Source organism: Arthrobacter sp. LjRoot78 (genome assembly GCF_964254335.1).
Taxonomy (GTDB): domain Bacteria; phylum Actinomycetota; class Actinomycetes; order Actinomycetales; family Micrococcaceae; genus Arthrobacter.
Map to the genome: position 1 here is coordinate 508588 of NZ_CAXUTG020000001.1, position 15349 is coordinate 523936.

The 15349-nt window shown below is 63.5% G+C and carries 12 protein-coding genes and 1 pseudogene; 3 read left to right on the top strand and 10 right to left on the bottom strand.

Translation table 11 applies throughout. The annotated features are described in order from the left end of the window. Positions 1 to 45: 45 nt before the first annotated feature. Complete coding sequence (locus ACSQ1X_RS02500; RefSeq protein WP_055801210.1) at positions 46 to 1182, bottom strand: FAD-dependent oxidoreductase; 1137 nt, start codon at positions 1180 to 1182, stop codon at positions 46 to 48. Between the two features lie 339 nt (positions 1183 to 1521). Between ACSQ1X_RS02500 and ACSQ1X_RS02505 the strand changes: the two genes are divergently transcribed. Further along, positions 1522 to 2181, top strand: a complete 660-nt coding sequence (locus ACSQ1X_RS02505; protein ID WP_436056528.1) for a hypothetical protein — start codon at positions 1522 to 1524, stop codon at positions 2179 to 2181. Between the two features lie 1057 nt (positions 2182 to 3238). On the opposite strand, the gene ACSQ1X_RS02510 is transcribed toward ACSQ1X_RS02505, so the two are convergent. The 3 genes from ACSQ1X_RS02510 to ACSQ1X_RS02520 form a co-directional block, all read right to left on the bottom strand. After that, positions 3239 to 3646 carry a hypothetical protein gene (locus ACSQ1X_RS02510; RefSeq protein WP_436056529.1) on the bottom strand — a complete coding sequence of 136 codons (408 nt, stop codon included), beginning with the start codon at positions 3644 to 3646 and terminating at the stop codon, positions 3239 to 3241. Between the two features lie 290 nt (positions 3647 to 3936). Beyond that, positions 3937 to 4155 carry a hypothetical protein gene (locus ACSQ1X_RS02515; protein ID WP_436056530.1) on the bottom strand — a complete coding sequence of 73 codons (219 nt, stop codon included), beginning with the start codon at positions 4153 to 4155 and terminating at the stop codon, positions 3937 to 3939. Between the two features lie 894 nt (positions 4156 to 5049). After that, positions 5050 to 5265 carry a hypothetical protein gene (locus ACSQ1X_RS02520; protein WP_055801205.1) on the bottom strand — a complete coding sequence of 72 codons (216 nt, stop codon included), beginning with the start codon at positions 5263 to 5265 and terminating at the stop codon, positions 5050 to 5052. Between ACSQ1X_RS02520 and ACSQ1X_RS02525 the strand changes: the two genes are divergently transcribed. Both ACSQ1X_RS02525 and ACSQ1X_RS02530 read left to right on the top strand, forming a co-directional pair. Further along, positions 5264 to 5947 (top strand): DUF4166 domain-containing protein, encoded by a 684-nt coding sequence (locus ACSQ1X_RS02525; protein ID WP_436056531.1) that lies wholly within the window; start codon positions 5264 to 5266, stop codon positions 5945 to 5947. The two genes, ACSQ1X_RS02520 and ACSQ1X_RS02525, sit on opposite strands and share 2 nt — an antisense overlap. A 1896-nt stretch (positions 5948 to 7843) precedes the next feature. Next, positions 7844 to 8438, top strand: a pseudogene (locus ACSQ1X_RS02530) (recombinase family protein). Positions 8439 to 8561: 123 nt separating this feature from the next. On the opposite strand, the gene ACSQ1X_RS02535 reads toward ACSQ1X_RS02530, so the two are convergent. From ACSQ1X_RS02535 to ACSQ1X_RS02560, 6 genes are all read right to left on the bottom strand, one after another. Beyond that, positions 8562 to 8765: a cold-shock protein gene (locus ACSQ1X_RS02535; protein WP_013599688.1), complete on the bottom strand. Its 204-nt coding sequence runs from the start codon at positions 8763 to 8765 to the stop codon at positions 8562 to 8564. Positions 8766 to 8909: 144 nt separating this feature from the next. Continuing rightward, positions 8910 to 9824: an alpha/beta fold hydrolase gene (locus ACSQ1X_RS02540; RefSeq protein WP_436056532.1), complete on the bottom strand. Its 915-nt coding sequence runs from the start codon at positions 9822 to 9824 to the stop codon at positions 8910 to 8912. A gap of 11 nt (positions 9825 to 9835) precedes the next feature. After that, positions 9836 to 12550, bottom strand: coding sequence for a PEP/pyruvate-binding domain-containing protein (locus ACSQ1X_RS02545; protein ID WP_436056533.1), 2715 nt, complete (start codon positions 12548 to 12550; stop codon positions 9836 to 9838). A gap of 9 nt (positions 12551 to 12559) precedes the next feature. After that, positions 12560 to 12877 (bottom strand): hypothetical protein, encoded by a 318-nt coding sequence (locus tag ACSQ1X_RS02550; protein WP_436056534.1) that lies wholly within the window; start codon positions 12875 to 12877, stop codon positions 12560 to 12562. Between the two features lie 91 nt (positions 12878 to 12968). Then, the gene (locus ACSQ1X_RS02555; protein WP_436056535.1) at positions 12969 to 14120 is read right to left on the bottom strand and encodes a GGDEF domain-containing protein; all 1152 of its coding nucleotides are present in this window, start codon (positions 14118 to 14120) and stop codon (positions 12969 to 12971) included. Between the two features lie 140 nt (positions 14121 to 14260). Next, entirely contained in the window at positions 14261 to 15316 is a 1056-nt protein-coding gene (locus tag ACSQ1X_RS02560) for a zinc-dependent alcohol dehydrogenase family protein (RefSeq protein WP_436056536.1), read from the bottom strand. Positions 15317 to 15349: the final 33 nt, after the last annotated feature.

Sequence of the window (15349 nt, forward strand, 5' to 3'; positions counted from 1 at the left end):
CTAACGGTCGCCAAGTGACATTTAGGGCTGCGAATAGTCCGCCACTTATCGCTGCGAATCTGGGGCTCGTCGCTCGTTCCGAAAGGGGAGCGCGTTTAACACCGCATTGCGCATCGTGATGCCCGATCGGGTCTTGGGTACGAGGAGGCGCGATGCGATGCCGGCGCGCCGTTGTAGCGGTCGGATGTGTTTGCGGTGCGTGTGTTCATAGCCAGCGAAAGCGGCGGTGTGGTCGTCCGGGTGGGCGGCAATCGCGTCGGCGAGGGTCTTGGCCCCGACGATCGCGCTGCTGGAGCCGTCACCGAACAACGAGATGCAACTCGCCGCGTCACCGAGCAGCACCACGCGGCCGGCAGTCCACTGCGGTACGTCCACGCGGGTGACGGCGTCGAAGTACCTATCGTCGGACGCGCCCCATTTCTCAAGCGCGAGCGTGGTGAACCATCCGCCGCCGGCGTAGGTGGACTCGACGAGGCGTCTGCCTTGGTCCGCGTCGCGGTAGTCGAAATCGTGCTGTCCCCGGAAGATGAATGCGAACCCGGGCTTCCCGCCGGCCGGATGGATGGTCAAGGAGGTTCCCGGTTCGTTGTACAACAGCACGGTGCGCGCATCCTCGATCGGTGCAGGGGCGCGCACGGTGCCCACGAACATGCCGAACGGGCGGGAAAAACGTTTTTCGGGGCCGAACGCCAAGCGCCTAACGGTGGAGTGGAGTCCGTCGGCTCCGACGACCAGGTCGAAGCGACGGGAAGGAGTCCGCTGAAACTCGACGTCGATTCCGCCGCCGTCCTGGTGCAAAGCGGTGATCGAGTCGTCCCGGATGATGAGACTTGTCTCTTGGGCCTTCTCAAGCAACAGGGCGACGAGTTCATTGCGTGCGACCTCGACCTCCTCGTGGCGGTCGACACGCTGGCGCGTGCGGATCGTGGCCTGTGGCCGCCCGTCGGCGCCGACGAAGACCAGGCGCTCGACACCGGTGGCAGCCTCCTCCAGGCGCGACCAGATGCCCATCTGCCGTGCAACAGCGACCGCTCCTGCGCGTACGTCGACAGGGTTGCCGCTAGATGGTGTGTCGGCCGCTCGTTCCACAATTGTGACCGACCAACCGGACTTCGCCAGCCAGTACGCGGCGGTCGAGCCGGCAATGCCGCCGCCGGAGAGCAGTACGCTGCGATCCACCATGCCCTCATTCAAGCACTCAACGCCAGAGGTAAGTCCGCATCGCTGGGGATTCCACGTCGGCAACCCTGACCGGGCCGAAAACTGGTCATTCGACTCGTGGGATTAGTTGTTGCCGAGAACTGGTCGCTCAGAGAGATAGCAACATTGAGCGGGCATCTAACTGGTTGTGCGGGTGCCGATGAGGCCGGCATCAACCTTGGTTTGTTAAACCCTGTCGCGAACCTAGTCGCTGTGGAGACGTGTCCCTTAGTCCTCCGGGCGCTAGGATCTGCACAGGACGCATCAGCAGGTTTTCAGGGGCGCCTTGTCAGCGTTTGTGCTTCGGGGAAGAAGAAGACGATGAGCGGTATTGACGATCTCATGGCGGAGGCCAATGACCGCTGGGCAGACGCGAAGAGAAGAGCGCAGGGCGTCGAGGACAACGGCCTGGGCGAGGCCGTGAAAACCTATTACACCCGCTATTTCCCTGCCGGATTCTTCATCCTGGTCGCGGCCGGGACCATCGGCGCAACCCTGGCTTTCCCGGGCACACCGGAGAGGTTGCCGACCTTCCTAACCTTCGGGTTTCTCCTTGGATTTCTAGGCGCCCTGATTGGGGGCTTGGTCCACAACGCGAAGAAAGTGGCACCCGCAGTAAAGTTCGGGAGGATTGATGTGCTTCTTTCCTTGGAAAACGAGGAAAAGAAGCAGGTCCGTCGTCAGATCGCAGGGAAGGGACCCATCGATCCGGAACATCTTTCAGTCAGCCGGGCCGCCGCGGTGCAATTACGAAAGGGCCTCGCCACGCAACTGCTTCTGGCGCCGTTGTATCCTCTCATCTTCATTCCCCAAGTCATGAACTCAGCTCTCCGCGGTGACAGTCTGTTCGCTTGGCTGATGGCAATTGGTGTGGGAGTAATAGCGGCCGGGGTAGGGTTTCTCGTCCGTGACTTCCGGCGGGCGGGCCGGTTCCTGGCCCACACAGCGGAGCGGGCAGCCCCGGGCAACGCGCCGTTTTAGTGTTCCAAAGCCGAACCCCGACTGGGGCCGAAAAATGGTTGATCAGGACGTCTGGCGAAAATAGCCAGGAGAGAGCAGCCCATAGGATTGCAACCCTGACCGGGCCGAATATTGGTCATGCGACGAGTGAGGCTAGTTGTTGCCAGGAATTGGTTGCGGAGAGCGATTGCGACCTCTACCGGGCATCTACGCGGGGCCGGAGGATCAACTGGTATGGGCCCTATCGGAATGCTTTCGCTTGTGGTTCAGTACACTCATGCCAGAGCGATCCCCACGAAAGCCGACAGGCAAGCCTCCGGTCAGCGCAAGCCCTGAGCTGAGGCGCAGGCTCCGCCGCCTCACCTACTATGGGTCAGCCTTGGCCTTGGCAATGATTATTCTGAACTTCCTACCCATTGAGCCCGAGCCGTGGGTTTGGGGCAAGGTGGCAATTCTTGCCGTTGGCACGATCATATTCATCATCTGGGCGACTCGGTTTTCATTGTGGCAACGCGATGAGTACTGGCGCGAACGCGGCAGAGACCCTAAGCATCCCGAACGCTTCCCTGAGCGCTCAGACGATAACTAGCTGCACACCACAAGAGGCAGGAGTACATGTGAAGAATTTTTCTCCCAGCTATGGAGGAGCGGGACTTGACCCTCTGTTCGTCGTGGTTTTTCCGCCGTCATGTTAGTGATTCTGGGAATCAGCGCGTTCGTGATCATGAGGCGGCGCAAATAGAGAGAGGAGCTCTTGGTCGATGTTCGTTGAAGTGGCCATGAATCCGATCCGGTGGGGTTCTCCCCAGACGCCGAGCAAATGTTATGCCCCCTGCTAATGCGTCGCTGAGGTTGTAAGTCGTTTATGCGACGTCGTGGCAGTGGTGCACCAGCATTGACCTACTCGCGAAGGACCTTCCACCGGCCGAACCCTGACCGGGCCGAAAACTGGCAGACCACTACAACGGGCGAAAATATCGCCAGGATTGACCAGCCTCGTGGAATGCGACCCTCTACGGGACGCTTCTGGACGCTGAGCAGCTCAGTTTGATGCCATCAAGCCTGACTCGGAATTGCTTTAGGCTTTCGGAGATGCCTCTGCAGCGGCAGCTGCCTGGCGAAGTAGAACCTCGAGCCGATCCTCAAAATTTTCTCGGGCTCCGAAAAATGTGTGGTCGGTTAGTCGGAAACCGAAGGTGTCGAATGCGTGCGCATCAATATGGACGCCGTGCTCCGCTGCTCGCATGCGCACTGTCAACGCCACCGGTATTTTCCGGCGGCTCCATGAAAATAGGTTGCCCCAGAGGCGATACTGCAGATTGGATCCCGTTTGTATTTCAAGGAGTTCACCGTCCTGGTGGATCCTTGCCTTGTCCGACGCAAACGCTTTGGAGATTGCCGTCAGCGCTTCGTCCTGAGTGAGCGGCGACGACCAGTGTTCGGTCTTTTCAAACAGCGGCTTTGTTCGGCTTCCGTCTATCTCCATTGCACTACTCCTCGCGCCAGTAACGTAATGACAGCCTAGTCTTGGGGCGTGGGAAGCGGAGAGCAATCTCTGCGTTCTCGCGGTCATCGGTCCAACGGATGGAAGCCAGCCACTGGAGGTATGGTCCGAAGCTGTTTCGTCATCAGCCGAACCCTCTACGGGACCGTTTGTGGAGGGGCAGTCCGTAAGGAAATCCTCCACCGGGCACTCCGATTTTCCACTGGGAGGCGAAGACCGGCAGTTGGGACCCGGCCAGAGACCCTGAGGAGGAGCCTACCGTGCAGCTTCCCTTAACCCGGGGTCCTGTCGGACGGAAGGTGTCCTGGAAAGCGCTCCGGATGCTTGGGATCCCGGCCCCGCTCGCGCCAGTACTCAGCACGCTGCCAGAGCGAGAACCTGATGACGGCGACACCGAGAACAATAACGAAGACGATCTCGACAGCGACCTTTGCAATCACCCAGGGCAGCGGTATGTCCGGGAAGAAGTTCAGGACTCCGAAGATGATCATGAACGGCAACGACCAGTAGGTAATGCGGGTAATTTTCCGTCTGGCCGCCTGCTTAGACGCGGGAGGATCGGCCCTCTCTGGTTTCTCCGCAGATCGTGGCATGAAAGAACTGAACCACCCGTCGGGGCTTCCGGCAAGGTGGCCGCCGGCATGCTTCTACGTCGCGTATGAGGAACCTACAGCGCGACAGTTTCAACCCACTGAAGGGAATCAATGAAAACATTTGAACGGCCGAGGCTAGTAAGCCACCGAATGCATGCACCTTGTCCGCTTCGACTGCCATTTATGATTCTCGAATGGGGGAAAGCGCAAAGCGAGAAACATCGGGAAAGCACAAGCCGATCTTCGTAGAGATTGGGATTCGGGCTTCCATGGACCGGGTGTGGGTGCTGAGCCAGGACCTGGCACTCCATCCTCGCTGGGATTTGCGTTTTTCCCGCATCGTCCCGATGGGCGGTGACCAGCAAGGTGAACCTGTTCGTTTTCGCTACGAGTTCTGGTTGCCATGGCATACCGTTCGCGGGACCGGGACCTCGCTAGGTCACCGGTATCGCAAGGATGGGCAGGCGACGTCAGTGCTCAAGTTTGATACCTCGGATGCTTTGTCACCTATCGGGGCAGGATCGGGGTACTGGCGCTACATCCCCACGGAAGATGGCGTGCGTTTTATCACCGGGTATAACTACCGGCCGGGAATGGGAATCGTAGGGAAGGCCTTTGACGCCAGGCTCATCCGGCCCGCTTTGGGATGGGCCACTGCCCTCAGCTTTGACCGACTGCGTCTATGGGCAGAATCCGATATTGACCCCGGCGACTCCCGTAACCGCTGGATTATTGATGCGGCAGTGAGAGCCGGTGGTGCCGTAAGCGCCGGCGTTCTGCTCAACAAAGCAATTAACGGCAGAAACACAGGTTGGGCTTTTCTGGCTGGTACTGCCCTTTTGACAGCATCCGCTCTCCCGGCGCATTGGACAGTGCCTCGGGCAGGACGTTGCCGCCGGGCGCCATCTGATGCGCACTTTGGTCGTGCCCCATCAGCTCTGGATGCGCTGCCATCACCTTCAACACCAAGAATTGCTGCTCAGTCAGGGACGAAAGACGAGTAACCATGCCTTCGATTTTCGAGCTAGCCCTGGGCCAAGACTTCCGGAAGTTGCACCCCATGCTCCAGAAGCGCTTCGGCGTGGACATAGACAGCGGATATGCCTGCGTAGGCCGAGGGGTCTTCTCGGAAGTCCGCTGTGGCGCATGGTGGACAGTTCCGTTCCTTCGTCTGGGGGCCTTCCGCAACATCCTCTTCCCCGACCAAGGACGGAACATCCCGTTCACTATCGAGAACTATCCGTACGTTGATGGTTTCGGCAGACCCACGGTCACCTTCGTGCGGACCCTCGAGCTGCCCCGGGCCAGGAGACGCCGCTTCGATGCCACCATGATCTACAGCCCTCAACGTGGCGCGGTTGTCGATTACCTCGGAACGCACCAACATCTGGCTACTGACCTGAAACTGGAAGTTCTCGCCGACGGAACGTTGCACCTGCAGTCAACAGCCCAGCGGTTTTACGAAGGTGTCATAGGTTTCACCTTCCCTGCGGCCTTGACTGGCACCGCAGACCTTTATGAAAGCTTCGATGACGACCGTGGCGTCTACACCATCCAGATGCAGGTGCGGAACCCGGTCACGGGCTTCCTGTTTGGATACCGGGGCGAGTTCTCCTGCACATTTCCCCGCCTGTCGGATGAAGATTTCCCAGAGCACCTAAAACCACATAGAGAAGAAAGCCGCCAATAGGAGTCCCGTCGCGGCACAGACGACCCATTTGAGGAACCCTTACCGGGCTGAAATTCGGTGTTCCCACGCGCCTCGAACCGAAAATAAGGCGGCATGAGCAGCCCCAAGGAAAGCGACCTTGACCGGGCGCCCGTGACGGGGAACCGAGGTAAAACTATGGTTATGCCAGTTGCGGAACCTTAGGCTGTCAGCATCAAGCCTGCGTGGCTTGGGAGCTCGGCCGGACACGCCGGGCAAGGCGACAAGGGTGACACATGCTCCAAAAAGATGCTGGCCACGAAGACAATAAACGGGAGAGCGCCCGGCTCCTGCGGATGTTGATGTTCTTTGGCAAATACAACTATTAGCCATCATTTTGGTCGTCATCCTTGCGCTAGTCGGCCTCGTGTTGACCGTTTTCCTGCAATGACGTCAACGGAAGCCAGCCAGGCGCAGCAGGATGAACCGATGGAAGGAGCGTCATCAAAACTATCCGTGGGATCAAGCGACTCCTGACCGAATTGCCCCAACCCGCCAGGACCTTCTATTGGTGCTCTTACGCGATGTTTCTTGCGACCTTCGTTATCGGCGCAGCAAGCGGATGAACTCGGCTGTTCGCTGAGTTCCACGACGCCAGGCCTCTCACGCGAAGACGACGCCGCTGCGGATGGGCGTGCTTGTTGACCTACAGCACGACGGCTACCGGGGCTAGGGTTGGGCCATGACAGACGGTGGGCGCCGCAACGTTTGGTTGCGGATGACGGACTCGATAGGCGTGACCGAACCAGGGAAGAAGCCGGCGCGGCCCGGCCCCCGCATCTTGGTGCTCCAAATAGTGGGCTATACCGTAATGACCGGGTGCTTCACGGCGCTAGCGTTTGGGACACAGGACAACATTGTTTTTCTCATCGCCGCTGCCCTGTCCCTCACAGTTGCGGTCGCCTCTCTCGTGATGTGGATTCAGTACATGCGCTCGGACCGTCCCAAACCGCATAGGAACCCTGAGACTGACACACGATAATGTCCAGCTTCATGCCCGACGGGGGCCACTGCGGGCGGCCCCGGGGATGTGGATTTGATCGCTTCGTGGCGGTGTTCTGTCATCGCTTGGTGTCGCACCTGCCCGTTAGCTGATCGTGAGCCCAACCCTCTGCGGCACGGTCCACTAGGCGATCCCGTGGGGAACCCAAACCGGGCCGAAAACTGGCATCTGCCGACGGGAACCGCTCGGGGCTAAGCTCGCACCATGAAGCCTCGCGGGTTACTTCTAGTCGGACTTGGCGTCGGTGCCGCGGTTGTGGCCTTGGCACTCCTGCTGTTTAGCCGGCCATGGAGCAGGGCGTGCCCGGCCATGGGATACGCGTACGTCGGCCCAGTGGAGCTCCAGTTTTCCTATGAACCCACGTCGGTCGCAGCCTGTTTCGAGGAAAACTGCACTCCAGCGCCGGTGGCCAAAAGCCCCGATGGCAAGTGGATGATGCCCCAGTCAGCGCCTTACCTTGTCCCACCCGCCAGCGTGAGGACTGTCTACGTTGAAGCCGTGCTGGCTTCGGGTTCCCGCATTGCCCGCACATTTCCGATCGAAACGGAGCCCACCGGGGAGTATCCCTATGGCCGCGAGTGCGGAGGTCCGTACACGTTCCTGCCAGTTAAGGTACCGATCGGCTGAGCGAATCGATGGACTCGGGTCCGGGCACTCGTGCAGCACCCCCGACGGCCGAGGTACCCTTCCGGGCACCCGCGCGCACCCACCACCCCACGAAACACAGCGAAACATTTCTCGCACACCCGCCCGTAGAAGCCGTCCCGTAGGACGGTCCTCCTCCGGGCGGACCCACCCCTCACCAGCACAAACGCAGTGCCCGGTGACGGTGACCTATCTGGTCCACCTAAAAGTCGCGTGGCACACTGTTGCGCATGACCGCTTTGCTGGTCGGCTACGCGCGGGTGTCAACGGAGCAGCAGGACCTCACGGCGCAGCGCGACGCCTTGGCAGCCTTGGGGATCACTCCGGACCGGATCTACGTGGATCACGGGCTGACCGGTACTGACCGGAACCGTCCGGGCCTCCGTGAAGCGATGGCGGCCTGCCGGGACGGGGACACGTTCGTGGTGACAAAGCTGGACCGCCTGGCCAGGTCGGTGCGTGACGCCCACGAGATCGTCGACGAGCTTGCCCAGCGGAATGTGAAACTCAGCATCGGCGGATCGGTGCACGATCCAACTGACCCGGTCGGAAAACTGCTGTTCAATGTCTTGGCCATGGTGGCTGAATTCGAGAGCGACCTGATTCGTGCCCGCACGCGCGAAGGCATGAAGATCGCGAAAGCCAAAGGCCGCCTGCGCGGAAAGAAGCCCAAGCTGTCACCTGCGCAGGAGGCTCATTTGAGTGAAACTGCACGACGCCGGCGAACACACCACGGGCGAACTCGCAGAGCTCTTTTCCGTGGTCAGGTCCACGGTGTACCGGGCAGTACAGCGCGCCAGGCACAAGACAGGACCGGCCCGCTAACCGCCGGCCCTCCGGGAGTTGCGGGATTGCCAACGCAACAGCCCCTTCGAACCGGATGGTTCGGAGGGGCTGTTGTTGGTGCAGGGTGGGCCGGCTGGGCGCCGGCGCCTTTACCCTAAGCCTTTAGAGAGGGCGGATGTTCTCTGCCTGCGGGCCCTTCGGACCCTGGGTCACATCGAATTCGACCTTCTGGTTCTCATCCAGTGAACGGTAACCGCTGCTTGCGATCGCCGAATAGTGGGCGAAAACGTCAGCTGATCCGTCATCGGGGGCAATGAAGCCAAAACCCTTTTCGGCGTTGAACCATTTAACTGTGCCTGTTGCCATGGCTGCATTCCTTTATGTGACTCTGATTTTCTCTGCAGACACGGAGGCCCGCAGAGCGGAGAACGTCCCCCGCTGTCCCCAACGTACGGGGCTGACGCATAACGTGCAAGGGTATAAGTGCCCTTGCGACACTTTGTGTCTCTCTCAGTTGTCCGCGGCATACATGGCAAGCAGGTCCCGGCCGAACTGGTGCGGCGATGTTTCGGACGGGCTATGGCCTCCGCGGTAGACCGAAATCCGGGCACCTATCGACTGCGCGAACTGGCGGTGCAGCCGTAGCGGCCAAAGATCGTGCTCTCCCACGGCCACGAATTTCGGCACATTGGCGGCGGCGATGGCCCGCCGGAGGTCCGGCACTTGTTTCATCAGTTCGTAGATGTCCCGGACCGATTGCCGCCGCGTAAACCGGAACCGTTCCCGGACAAACCGCAGCCGGTTGGGGGAGACCTTGTTGACGTTCCTGCGGATGCCCCAGATCATCATGGCGGCCCCCACCCGGCCGTTGGCCCAGCCGGTGAACCGCCCGATCCTGCTGACTCCGCGGAAACACTGCCCTGTCAGGGGCGGGCAGCTAAGGAGCGTGAGGCTGCGGAACAACTCCGGGCGCCGCGAGTAGGCAATCTGCGCCAGGATCGCGGCGAAGGAGTAGCCCACCACATGCGACGGACCTTCGCCCGATTCAAGAACAGCGATGAAATCGTTCACGAAGAGCTCATAGTCATAGTGCCTCCGGGGCGGGACGAGGTTCTCCGGGCCGGCGGCTGCGGATTCATACTGGCCCGCCAGATCGTAACTCACCACGTAGAACCCGGCCTCGGCGAGCTCGGGCATCATCACTGCGAAATCCTCCTTGGAGCCCGTGGCCCCGGGAACCAGCACCACCCGCGGGTTCTGCGGCTTGCCCATAGTGACCATCGCCAGGCCGCCGCTCGGTGCTGCAAAGCGGCTGCTCGTCGAACCCTCCGGAAGGACTGCCCAGTCCCAGTCGCGGATCTCCGCGTCCCTCTGCGTTGCGTCATCCGCAACCCCACCGGCGGAACGGGGTTCCTCCTGCGCCATGGAAAAGAGCCTCACCACGTTACGGTTCCGGCCGCGCCGTCCACGGTGACGGTCTGCCCGTCGCGCAGCCGACCGGTGGCATCGGCAACACCCACGACGGCGGGGATGCCGTACTCGCGGGCCACCACCGCCCCGTGTGAGATGACGCCGCCCATCTCCATCACCAGTGCGCCTGCAGTCATGAACAGCGGCGTCCAGCCGGGATCAGTGGAGGGGGCCACCAGGATTTCCCCGGGTTCCAGATGAGCCCCGACCGGATCCATCACGACCCGGACCTTCCCGGTGGCGGTGCCTGCGGACGCGGGCGTCCCTGACAGTCGGTCCGGCGCCGCGGTCCCGGGCAACGCGGAGGCCGCCGCCATCATGGCTGCCTCGACGTCGGTGCCGTCCGAGAGCAGGAGGCGCGGCACGCGCCGCCGCCGCAATTCGACGTCGTACAGCCGACGGCGGCTGGCGACGATTCCTTTCAGGTCGGCCCCGCGCAGGCCCACCCGCAACTCATCGAAGTCCAGGAAGAACACGTCGCCGGCGTCCGCGACGGTGCCGGTCCCCGCCAGCTCGGCACCCACGGCCGTGAGCTGCCGGTGCATCTCCGCTAGCACCATCACGATGTAGTACTTGGGCAATTCACGCAGGCCGCACAGCTGGCGTGCCCGGCGCAGGCACAGCGCCACGAGTCGCCCACGCAGCCGGCCCTTCTTCCCGGCCCGTTCCACCAGCTCGCTGATCCGGGCCTCCGCATGATCGGCGGCCCTCGCAAACTGGCGGTCCGGCGCCTGTTCGGGATCCTCCACCCGGAGATAATTCGAGATCATTCCCAACAGATGGTCCGGTTCCTCAGCCCACCTCGGCATCCCCAGGTCGATCTCCGCCACGGCCCGGTGGCCGTACTTGGTCAGGAACTTCCGCAGCCCGTCCTGGGCAGCGGCTGGCAGCGTGCCCGCCTGGTAGAGGTCAGCAAGCCCGTCAGGCCGCAGCTCCGAAAACACCCGCCGCGCTTCCGGGTCCCGGCCCAGGGAGACCGCCAGGTGCCACAGTTCCAGGTCCATAATGGTGGTCACGTTATGCGGAAGCCCCCGAAGGACTGCCTCAAGTTCGCGCGGCTGGGCAATCCCGCGGAGCAGCCTGCGGGCCGCGGCCAGCATCAGGTACCCCACGGACGGACCCGGCAGAGTGGCCTGGATCAACCCGTTGATGACATCGGTTCCCAAGACGTCCTCCGCGTGCTGGAGCCGCCTCGCCGCAGAGGCCGGAAGGGGGAGCGTCAGCCGGGCTTCGAGGCGGTCCTGGAAGCGGCGGGCCCTGCGCAGTTCCCCGTCCGGCCACAGCAGAGTACGGGTCATCGCCGGAACGAGCCCTGCCATCAGGCCCAGGCTCTGGGTTCCTTCGCTGCCCTTTGCTTCCGTCCTGGCGGGGCCCGGAGTGGCCTTCCGGTCCGATCTCTTGCGGGCCGGCCGGACAATGTTGAACCTCGGGTCCTCCAGCAGCCACGGGAAGACGGCAGCCGACCTTCCGTCCGCGAGCGGCAGCATCCTCACCAGTGCCTTCCGGCCGGATTTGCTGCGGATGATCGGTGTCAGGTCGATGTACATCCGCAATCCCGGGTTCACGTACTTCCAGGGACCCTTGTTGCCCCGCATGAGTCCAAGGACCGAGAGCCCCATCGGGGTGATGGGGCGCGTGAGTCCCTGGAGCAGCGTGCCGCACAGGTAGACGCGCGTATCCGCGCCGGCCGCGCCCGAGGCCGCATCCGTTCCCGCTTGTCCGCCGAGCGGGTCGTCGTCCGGCAGCGGATACAGCGTGGTGATGGGCCGCGACTGGGTCAGCCAGGCCTTCCCGCCGGGGTCGATCACCCACTCCACGTCCTGGGGTGCGCCAAAAAGCCGCTGGGCGGCGTCGCCGAGGGAGGTCAGTTCGCGCAGCTGGTCCTCGCCCAGGCTTAGCGCCGTGCCGTCCGGCGGCTGCAGGGTCCGGCCCGACGCGGTGTCCACCACGAAATGGTCGGGATTCACGGCACCGGACACCACCGCCTGTCCCGGCCCGGCAGCGGCGTCTATGACGGTCTCGGTGCGCGTCCCGGTCACCGGGTTGGCGGTGAACAGCACGCCGGCCATGCCGGCGTCGACCATTTGTTGAACGACGACGGCGAGGCCCACCTCGCGGTGACTGATCCCGTTCGAAGTGCGGTAGGCCACCGCACGGTCGGTCCACAGGGAGGCCCAGCAGCGCCGGACGGCCTCGACGACGGCATCGGCGCCGGCGACGTCCATGAAGGAGTCCTGCTGCCCCGCAAAACTTGCAAACGGCAGGTCCTCGGCGGTGGCCGAAGACCGCACCGCCACCGGTGTGTTGCCCATCGCGGCGTAGGCCCCGCGGACTGCGGCCTCGACGTCGGACAGCACCGGTGTTGCCGCCACCGTCTCCCGGGCACGCCGCGCGAGTTCGTCACGGTCCCCGTCCGACAGCCCGTCGGCGCCCTCCGGGCCGGCACCGTCCAGGCGGGCGGCAATGGCGTCCAGCTCCGCCGTCGCGGCCATCCGGTAACCCGCCGTCGTCAGGCAGAAACCAGGCGGAACCGGAAAGCCGGCCGCCACGAGTCTTCCGAGGTTCAGGGCCTTGCCGCCCACCAGGGCCAGCGACCCAGAGGGCAGCTCATCGAGCTCAATAACAAGGCTCCCGCGGCCGCCGACGTCGTCCGGTTCCGGACCAGGGGTTACCGAAACCATGCCCTGCTCCTAGCTGTTGTCCGCATCCTCTCCGGTGTCCTCCCACATGACGTCCAGATTGTGGAAGATCACGGGGCCGTCGCACAATGCGGCCATCTTCGCTGCGAACTCCGACGTCTCCGGGCGGCCGGAGTTCTCCATCGCCGAGTCAAAGGAATCAAAGTCGACGATGGTGAAGTAGGTCCCTGGATGGTCCCGGTCCGCGGTGGCAACAATGCGGCGGAACGTGGGCGTCGTGCTGCCCTCTGTTCTCGACGGACGGCCCAGCTCTTCAATTTCCTTGATGCGGGAGGACTGGAATTGGATGATCTGCACAAACCCGGCCATGACGGCTCCTTGACGGCGGTGGATGCTGATGCGGATCACGCTAGACCCCGCGGCGGGGCGCGCAAAGGGGACAAGTGCCCTACTTTGCGGGCTACGGCGCGGGGAGTCCCCGGACTGTGCGGTTGCGGCCCTGCGATTTGGCCTCGTAGAGGGCGGCGTCCGCCGTCGCGATCAGCTCATCGAGGCCGGACGGGCCGTGGCCGATGGGCGCGATGCCGTAGCTGACCGTGGGCATCCGGGAACCGTCGGGACCGCGGACTGCCCTCAAATGCCGGTTGATTTCCTTTGTGATGGCTTCTGCCCGGTCCGGGCTCACACCCGGCAGAAGGAAGATGAACTCCTCGCCGCCGTAGCGTCCCACAAGATCTGTTGAGCGGACCGTGCCGTTGCAGGCGGCGGCGAAGGACTGCAGAGCCGTGTCGCCGGCAGCGTGGCCGTAGGTATCGTTGACCGCCTTGAAATGGTCCAGGTCGGCCAGGATCAGGGAGCCCAGCGCCCGGGTGTGCCGCAGCCGCTGCAGCTCATCGGAGGCCAAATCCAGGAACGCCGCACGGTTGAGGAGCCCCGTGAGGCCGTCCTGGGTGGCCACGGCCCGGAGCGCGCGCGTCTGCTGTTCGCTGCTTAGGGCCGCCATGCTGAAGGACACCACTACCAGCAGCGCCATGGTGACCAGGGTGGTGACCGCCGAGCCGAAATAGGTCACGAAGATCCGGCCGTCCGGGCCTTCGCCGAGATACACGATCAGCCGGCAGGAGTAGTAGGCCGAGAAGAAGGCAGCGGCGATGGCCAACGGGATCCGGACCCTGGAGTAGCCCGGTTCCAGCCGCCAGAGTTCGCGCGAGGCAAGGCCCAGCATGAGGCTCATCAGGGCGAGGAAGACGGCGCCTCCGGCCCAGATGTTCACGCCCGGATTTTCGAAGGCTGACGACACGGTCACAACGGCAGGACCCGCCGCCAGCTGCCAGGAACGCGGCCGCGAAGCCCGCAGGGACCTGGCACCGGCCCACACGCACGCCGCCCCGGCCACTAGCAGGCAGTTCCCCAGCGGATTGGCCCACACCTGGTGCGGTGTTCCGTTGAAGAGGTAGGAAGCGGATCCCGCGAGGAAGAGCGTCAGGGCCACGCACCACCAGCCGCTGTACGGGGACCGCGTGCTCCGGTACGCAGCAAAGTAGAACAGGAGCGCCAACGTGAACGCGACAATGGCGAAGGCAACCCTGAGGGTTAAGGTGTCGAGTTGCATTCAGTTCCCCCGGCTCGCAACGAAGCGACGTCCCGGACGGCACGCGGCCCGAGACACTACGCAGACTTAGTATCGCATTCTGCGCCACCGGCGGAGCGCCGGCGTCGCGCCTGTTAAGTGCGTGCGGGCTGTCGGCCGAATCAGGGAGTCAGCAGCACCTTGATGGCGCGCCTTTCATCCATCGCCCTGTACGCCTCCGGCGCTTCCTCCAGCGGCATCACGGAGTCAAAGACGCGGCCGGGGTTGATGGCTCCGGCCAGCACATCCGCCAGCAGTTCGGGGATGTACGTCCGGGCCGGAGCCATGCCGCCGGCGATGGAGACGTTGGAGTCGAACAGGTAGCGCAGCGTGACCTCGGCTCCGCCCGTGGGAACGCCAACGAAACCCAGCGCCCCGCCGGGCCGGACACAGTGCAGCGCCTGCTCCATGGATTCCTTCGTGCCGACGCATTCCAGCACCGAATCGGCCAGCACTCCGCCCAGCAACTCGCGGACCTTGGCCACGCCGTCGTCGCCCCGTTCCTCCACGATGTCCGTGGCGCCGAACTCGCGGGCCAGCGCCTGCCGGTCCGCGTGGCGGGACATGGCAATGATCCGCTCTGCCCCCAGCCGTTTGGCCGCGAGGACACCGCAAAGTCCGACGGCGCCGTCGCCCACCACGACAACGGTGCGGCCCGGTGCGACTTTGGCCGCAAGTGCCGCGTGGTGGCCGGTGGCCATGACATCGGACAGGGTCAGCAGGTTGGCTGTGAGCGCAGCGTCCGGCTCGGTGACACCCGGAACCTTGACCAGGGTGCTCTCCGCCCGCGGAACCCGGACGGCCTGGCCCTGGCCGCCGTCGATCTTGTGCCCGGTGTCATCCCGGCCGCCCCAGCCGGCCAGGTGGTCGCAGGCGACGGTGACGCCATTGAGGCACTGCGGGCACTCGCCGCAGCTGATCACGAACGGCGCGATGACAAAATCGCCCTCCGCCAGCTCGGTCACGCCTTCTCCGATGCTCTCCACCACGCCGACGAATTCGTGGCCGATGGCCGTCGGCTTCTTCGTGGGCCTGACGCCGCGGTACGGCCACAGGTCCGAGCCGCACACGCAGGACGCGGTGACCCTGACCACCACATCGGTGGGCAGCTGGATGGTGGGGTAGTCCCGGTCTTCAACCCGGATGTCTCCGGGGCCGTGGATGATGGTGGCGCGCATGGGTGGGCTCCTTCGATGGGGTGCTGGGCCAGG

What these genes read in the sequence shown, in the direction of transcription:
- ACSQ1X_RS02555 (WP_436056535.1), bottom strand. Translation starts at nt 14,120, where the DNA reads ATGCAACTCGACACCTTAACCCTCAGGGTTGCCTTCGCCATTGTCGCG.
- ACSQ1X_RS02515 (WP_436056530.1), bottom strand. Translation starts at nt 4,155, where the DNA reads ATGATCATCTTCGGAGTCCTGAACTTCTTCCCGGACATACCGCTGCCC.
- ACSQ1X_RS02550 (WP_436056534.1), bottom strand. Translation starts at nt 12,877, where the DNA reads ATGGCCGGGTTTGTGCAGATCATCCAATTCCAGTCCTCCCGCATCAAG.
- ACSQ1X_RS02535 (WP_013599688.1), bottom strand. Translation starts at nt 8,765, where the DNA reads ATGGCAACAGGCACAGTTAAATGGTTCAACGCCGAAAAGGGTTTTGGC.
- ACSQ1X_RS02510 (WP_436056529.1), bottom strand. Translation starts at nt 3,646, where the DNA reads ATGGAGATAGACGGAAGCCGAACAAAGCCGCTGTTTGAAAAGACCGAA.
- ACSQ1X_RS02520 (WP_055801205.1), bottom strand. Translation starts at nt 5,265, where the DNA reads ATGGTTACTCGTCTTTCGTCCCTGACTGAGCAGCAATTCTTGGTGTTG.
- ACSQ1X_RS02540 (WP_436056532.1), bottom strand. Translation starts at nt 9,824, where the DNA reads ATGGCGCAGGAGGAACCCCGTTCCGCCGGTGGGGTTGCGGATGACGCA.
- ACSQ1X_RS02500 (WP_055801210.1), bottom strand. Translation starts at nt 1,182, where the DNA reads ATGGTGGATCGCAGCGTACTGCTCTCCGGCGGCGGCATTGCCGGCTCG.
- ACSQ1X_RS02545 (WP_436056533.1), bottom strand. Translation starts at nt 12,550, where the DNA reads ATGGTTTCGGTAACCCCTGGTCCGGAACCGGACGACGTCGGCGGCCGC.
- ACSQ1X_RS02505 (WP_436056528.1), top strand. Translation starts at nt 1,522, where the DNA reads ATGAGCGGTATTGACGATCTCATGGCGGAGGCCAATGACCGCTGGGCA.
- ACSQ1X_RS02560 (WP_436056536.1), bottom strand. Translation starts at nt 15,316, where the DNA reads ATGCGCGCCACCATCATCCACGGCCCCGGAGACATCCGGGTTGAAGAC.
- ACSQ1X_RS02525 (WP_436056531.1), top strand. Translation starts at nt 5,264, where the DNA reads ATGCCTTCGATTTTCGAGCTAGCCCTGGGCCAAGACTTCCGGAAGTTG.